The organism is Allopontixanthobacter sp. (assembly GCF_034376665.1).
Taxonomy (GTDB): Bacteria; Pseudomonadota; Alphaproteobacteria; order Sphingomonadales; family Sphingomonadaceae; genus Allopontixanthobacter.
The window spans coordinates 1-5,219 of record NZ_JAXMJI010000104.1 but is presented as its reverse complement, the minus strand read 5'-3'; the positions used below and the strand labels follow the sequence as shown (position 1 = coordinate 5,219).

The window sequence follows — 5,219 nt, the reverse complement described above, 5'->3', positions numbered from 1 at the left end:
AACCGTATTTGCGCGACTTGCGCACCAGCGACAGCAATTCCGGAATGGCGATGACTCCCGGCACATCACCGCCGCAGCGGTGCTGTAGCTCCGCCAGTGGCTCCTGCGCCTCGACCAGGCGGTCGTCTGCATCGCTGCGGGCTTCCGCGATAAAGGGATTGGCGGGGCTGTTCACGATTTACCCTGCCGGGCCTCGATACCGGGCAGCGAGTATCGCTGCGGCACGGTCGGACCGAAGCAGCCCGAACACATCGGGCAAAATTACTGCGGGATGCAAATGGAAGAATTGTTCTTCGACGGCCTTGGGCTCCATCCCGGCTGCGCGTAATGCCAGCGCGAGACGGGCCATCTGCCCGTCGTTCGTCGACAGGGCGGCCAAATCGCGGTCCTGATCCGATGCAAGGGCCAGGGCCGAAAGGAACAGCGCGGGGCCGGCATGGCGGATCGACAGTGCAGCGATAGCGCCGCTGCCCATGCCCGTCACCATTCTCGAGAGCAGCCCCAACCGGCCGCTGCTTTCATCGAAAGCGACCCGCAATTGCCGCTCGGCCTCTGCTGCTGCGGCATCCTGCATATGATTGCGCCACATTGCCAGGACTTGATGGAACAGCTCACCCGGCAATTCATGCACTGGCAATTCCATCCGTCGTTGATGCTGAATGAATCGCGCCTGCGACGTCAGCACGGTCATCGCGGACGCCGCAGTGCCTTCGTCATCGGACGAAACCAGTGCCTGCAACAGGGGCGACAGGATGGGATCGATCGCGCTATGCTGGTCGAGCCGGACCGCGAGATCCCATTCCACTGCCAACGCGTGACAATGCGTTAGGAGCGGCGAATGTTCGGCGAAACTGGCGGCGAGCTCGTCACGGTGTTCCCGGGCGAACGCATCGGGGTCCGCGGTACCGGCGCTTTCGCCCTGAGCGATCAGCAACTGCCAGGCTAGATGCAGCATGATGCCTCTGACGCGGGCGACAATCGCGTCCGAAAAAAGCGTGTCATCGTTATTCGTGAGCAAATGTGCGAGGACGGGGGCGACGGTGTCGAGCACTGCATCGCCCTGCTCCAGCGCTTCGCGGAGCAGTGCCTCTACCGGGGCCTCATCGGCTGTGGACGCAGGACGATCGATCATGGACCCTGTCCTTAAACCGACATGGTTAAGTCCGCGTTAGCTTAGAACGTCCCGCGTCGATTAAAATCACGGCCAGAGCGGAGACGGTAAGTATTTGCGAAACTAGAGTAATTTGACCGAAATAGGCCGCAATTGCCAGCGCTATGACCAGCAAACTCCGGTCTGCAAAAAGTATTTTCCAGTTCCCCAGGGGAAGCGCGCCGCCGATGCGGAGTGCAAGGATCAAACTGGTAGCGGCCAATACCGTGGTGAACTCACCCTGCGGTCCGGCCATGGCGGACAGCGCAATCAGCACGATATCCAGTGCCATGACCAGCCAGCCATAGGTCCGGCTCAACGCCTCGGGTGCCGGACGCCCGGGACTTTCCAGGGATTTGAGCGCTCCGCCGGTCCGTGCAGCGAAATACGCCGCCGCAAGCAGCGCAAATCCTGCAACCGGCTCCCAGAACCATCCCGTCAAAGCGGCAAGACCGGCCAGTGCCGCAGCGCCGCCGAGAATTCCGCCGCCGCTCAATCTTCCCCCATGCGCGCGCCGGATCAGCGACGTTGCCGTCCAGTCCGCTGCAGCCAGCAGAGGTGCGACCAGCGGCGCGGGACGCATATGGCGGTCGAGCCATGCCTGCTCGTAACGGTCGGCGTGGTCGGCGGAATGGACGAGACCCCATTCATGCCGCGCGAGTGCGCCCTCCGGCATTGCCGCAATGCGCGTACCCGTTTGCAGGGCGATCCGCAGCAGGCTGGCGACCGGATCGGCATCGGGCGGCAAATCGGCCAGACGTTCCACCGCCGCACCGCGGACCATGAACAGTCCGGCCCACGCGTAATCGCGATCGATCCGCTCGAACCCGGCCGCGATGCCTTCGTCCGCTGGCAGAACCAGCACTGCGGGACGGTCTGCCAGCAGTTTTTGGGCAAGTTGGCATTCGGGCAGCAGGCCGTCCGCGAAAACGAGCAATTCGTCCGCTGCCCGGACCATACCGGAAAGTACCCGCGATCCGGTCAGAACCTGGAACTGCGCGCCTGATCCTTCCGCGAGATGCTGCAGATCCAGCATTTCGCGCGACAGGCCCGGCGCCTGGCACGCGATCTTTTCGCAGCCCAGCGCCAGCGCGCATTCCAGCTGGTGCCGAACGATCGTGCGGCCCGCAACCGTCAGCAGCGCACGCGGATCACCGCCGGCGTCGGCCAGGGATTCCATGGTTGATAATAAGGCGATCCTCACGCGCAGGCTCCTGAGTCAGGGTGCAGGGGCTTTACGGCGCGTTGGCGGCAATGCCAAGCGGCGGGACTTCAGGCGATCAGGCCGAGCATGCGGTGAAGTTCGTGAGGAACGCTTCGATCTTCCGAATGACCGTGGGCTCTCCGGGAGCCGATGAAACGGCTTCATCCGCCAGAGCGATCAGGTCGCCTGCATGAAAGCTCGCCGCAAGCCCCTTCAGGCGCATCGCCGCCACGTCCCAGTTCGCGTCGCAGCGCGACCGCTTCAGCAGATCGATCTGGCGGGCCAGACTTCCTGCGAATGCATCGCGCAATTCCGCCAGCAAAGCAGTGTCATCGCCTGCCGCAGCCGCCAGATTGGCATCGAGAGCGCCGTTTTCATACAACATTACCAACAGTTCTAGTGCTCTCAGCGTTAAGATAGGGTTTCACACCGCGTCAAAAGTGATACTTTCCCCCCATGAGCAATGGATCTAACATCCGGGTCGTGGGCCCCGAACACGCACCAGAATCCCCGGCCGACTCGTCACCGCTGGATTCTGAAGCCCCTCTCGAACTTGAGGTCGAGGCGTTAGAGGAATGGGAGGAAGAGGCGGATGAGCATCGCGCATCCCGCTCCGCCGCCTGGTTGGTCCCTGCACTCGCGCTAACGGCAATTGCAGGCTGGACCGCGTTTTATGCCTGGGCCCATCGCTCGGAGTTTCTGGCCGGGGGGACCCCGCAGCAGTGGAGCGAATGGGTCATCGGCTGGTCGGTTCCGGTCCTGCTGATTGTCTCGGTCTGGATATTGGCACTGCGCAACAGCACCCGCGAAGCAGCTCGCTACGGCGAAGTGGCGCGCACACTGTCGGGCGAATCGGCAGCGCTCGAACAGCGTCTGTCGAATATAAACCGCGAACTCAGCATTGCGCGGGACTTCCTCGGTTCCCAGTCGCGCGAGCTGGAATCGCTTGGCCGCTCGGCCGGCGAACGGCTTTCGAACCATGCCGACCATTTGCAGAAACTGATCCACGACAATGGTGCGCAGGTCGAGGCTATCGCCACTGTCAGCACAACAGCGCTCGAAAACATGGTTCGGCTACGCGATGATCTGCCGGTAATCGCGAATTCGGCGCGCGATGTGACCAACAACATCGGCAATGCGGGCCGTACGGCGCACAACCAGATCGACGACCTGGTCGCGGGCTTCGAACGGCTCAACGAATTCGGCCAGGCAACGCAGCGCGAAGTTGCCAACCTGCAGGTTGCGATCAATGGCGCCCTCACCGATTTCGAGGCCCAGGCCGCGCAGATGGAGGCCGTTGCTCTGGGCAAATTTGCTGCCCTGCGTTCCACCAACGAAGAATTGCGCGTCGAACTCGAAAACAGCGAAGTGGACGCGCTGGCCGCACTCCGGCGCCGCGCGGATGCGCTGTCGGGCGAATTGTCCGGTGCCCGCGTCAATCTGGAGGAGCAGGAAGAGGCCGTTCTGGTATCGCTCCGCTCGCGGCTCACGTCGCTGCGTGACGAAAGCAAGGTAATCGGCCAGTCGGTACGCGAAGGGGAAGAACGGGCCATCGGCATCTGGGGATCGCAGATCGAGGGTATCCAGTCCCGCCTGACCGAGGCGGTCGAGCGGATTTCGGCGCTTGACGAAGCAGCCCTGTCGGCCTCGCGCGCCAAATTGCAGGAACTCGCCGAGGAGGCCGAGCGGGTCGACGCGACCATGGCGGAACGCAGCGCTGCGCTGCACGAGCAGCTCGAACACCGGCGCTTGCAAATGGCGCAGGACGAACAGGAAGCCATCGAAGATCTGGGCACCCGGCTCGCAGGGCTGGACGAGGCAATCGCGGCGCGGCGTGCAGAGCAGATTGCGCAGGCCGAAAGTTTGTCCTTGCGGTCCGAAGAAATTGCGAACCAGTTGGCTCAATTCAAGAATGATTTGCAGTCGATCATAGCGCAAGGTTCGCAGACCGAAGCCGTTCTCGGCAGCGGGGCGGAGATCATCGCGGACAAGCTTGGCCAAAACCGCCAGCGGATTGACGAGACCACAAGTGCGATCGCACGTCTGACCGAAGACACCGTTCGTCTGCTCGAGTTGATCCAGGCCAGCTCCAATCACAGCCGGGACATATTGCCTTCCGCGATTGCCGACGCGAGCAGCAGGATTTCTTCGACCGAAGACCAGGTCGGCCGAATCAGCCTGCTGCTTGGCGAAGCGAGCGAAAAGGGCGCAGAACTGTCCGAATATGTCCTGTCCGCCCAGAACAACGGCCGCGCGGCTCTCGAGCAGATCGAGCGATCGAGCGCCTTGATTACCGACGCCAATCGCTCCCATCTGGAAGAAATCGAACGACTGGAAAAATCGCTTTCGGAACTCGGCGCAGAAAGCTCAAGATTGTCCGACAACGCCCGGACGGAACTGCGGGATGCGATCCACTTCCTCAAGCACTCTGCGCGCGAGGCAATCGACCAAATCGAGAGCGGGGCAGCGATTGACGTGAAGCAGCTTGCCGAACGGATCGGCGAAGAAAGCTCGCAGGCAATCGACTCCGCCTTGCGCAACCGGACGGCCGATGCGGTTGCTGAACTGGAAGCGGCGGTGGTCAAGGCGACCGACGCGGGCCGTCTGGCTGCCACCAATCTGCGCGACCAACTCGGCAAGGTGGATGAACTCGCCGGCAATCTGGAAGCGCGCGTCAACCGCGCCCGGGAACGCGCGGAAGAGCAGGTGGATCACGATTTCTCCCGCCGCGTCGCGCTGATTACCGAGAGCCTCAATTCCAACTCGATCGACATTTCCAAGGCCTTGTCGAACGACGTCACGGACACTGCATGGGCATCTTATCTACGCGGTGACCGCGGAATATTCACCCGCCGCGCAGTCCAA

Annotated in this window: 4 protein-coding genes; 1 reads left to right on the top strand and 3 read right to left on the bottom strand. The window is 62.5% G+C overall.

The window, feature by feature from the left end; all coding sequences use genetic code 11:
• Positions 1 to 178: 178 nt before the first annotated feature.
• From U0988_RS12085 to U0988_RS12075, 3 genes are all read right to left on the bottom strand, one after another.
• Positions 179 to 1,132, bottom strand: a complete 954-nt coding sequence (locus tag U0988_RS12085; RefSeq protein WP_322292881.1) for a hypothetical protein — start codon at positions 1,130 to 1,132, stop codon at positions 179 to 181.
• 25 nt (positions 1,133 to 1,157) lie between these two features.
• The gene (locus U0988_RS12080) at positions 1,158 to 2,330 is read right to left on the bottom strand and encodes a hypothetical protein (RefSeq protein WP_322292880.1); all 1,173 of its coding nucleotides are present in this window, start codon (positions 2,328 to 2,330) and stop codon (positions 1,158 to 1,160) included.
• 100 nt (positions 2,331 to 2,430) lie between these two features.
• A complete protein-coding gene (locus U0988_RS12075) occupies positions 2,431 to 2,739 on the bottom strand; it encodes an Hpt domain-containing protein (RefSeq protein ID WP_322292879.1) in 309 nt (102 codons plus the stop codon).
• A gap of 71 nt (positions 2,740 to 2,810) precedes the next feature.
• Here U0988_RS12075 and U0988_RS12070 point away from each other — a divergent pair.
• On the top strand, positions 2,811 to 5,219 hold a 2,409-nt coding region (locus U0988_RS12070; RefSeq protein WP_322292878.1), incomplete at its 3' end, for an ATPase.

Excerpts from the sequence above, each read along its gene's own strand:
- U0988_RS12085 (WP_322292881.1), bottom strand. The coding sequence starts at position 1,132 with ATGATCGATCGTCCTGCGTCCACAGCCGATGAGGCCCCGGTAGAGGCA.
- U0988_RS12080 (WP_322292880.1), bottom strand. The coding sequence starts at position 2,330 with ATGGAATCCCTGGCCGACGCCGGCGGTGATCCGCGTGCGCTGCTGACG.
- U0988_RS12075 (WP_322292879.1), bottom strand. The coding sequence starts at position 2,739 with ATGTTGTATGAAAACGGCGCTCTCGATGCCAATCTGGCGGCTGCGGCA.